This is a genomic window from Brucella grignonensis, from assembly GCF_002252505.1.
GTDB classification, from domain to species: domain Bacteria; phylum Pseudomonadota; class Alphaproteobacteria; order Rhizobiales; family Rhizobiaceae; genus Brucella; species Brucella grignonensis.
The window spans coordinates 1-528 of the sequence record NZ_NNRL01000055.1 but is presented as its reverse complement, the minus strand read 5'-3'; the positions used below and the strand labels follow the sequence as shown (position 1 = coordinate 528).

The window sequence follows — 528 nt, the reverse complement described above, 5'->3', positions numbered from 1 at the left end:
GCGCCTGCCCGTGGCACCTTTCGACGTCGTCCATGTGGACGACACCGACGCATTCCTGATGAACAGCCAGGGGCTGATCGAGACTGTTTCCGATGCGGACATCCCGAATGTCGCGGACGTCCATGAAATCCTGCGCGCGCACTATTTCATACCTTGGCAGTACAGCGCCTGGGTCATCGGCTACAATCCCGACAAGGTCGCCGAACCGCCGCAGAGCTTCGCTGATCTGTGGAACCCCAAATATGCTGGGATGATCGGCCTCACCGATGGTCACTGGTATCACCACATGGAAATGGCCGCCCTGGTGCAGGGCGGCGACCTGACGGACATAGCGGGGATGAAATCGGCCTTGCTCGACCTGAAGAAGGCGACCAATCCGCGTCTCTACCCCGGTCACCTACAGCAGGCCCAGGCGCTCAAGAGCGATGAGGTTGTCATCGCCACGAACTACAAGTCCCGCGTGGTCCAGTTCGGAACCGACGGGATAAACCTACCTCGGCTTTTCCGACCGAAGGAACAGTCACCGTG

Annotated in this window: 1 protein-coding gene; it reads left to right on the top strand. The window is 59.8% G+C overall.

Annotated elements, in window-relative coordinates; all coding sequences use genetic code 11:
- The coding region (locus tag CEV33_RS00760; RefSeq protein WP_208620121.1) for an ABC transporter substrate-binding protein at positions 1–528 on the top strand (528 nt) is incomplete at both ends.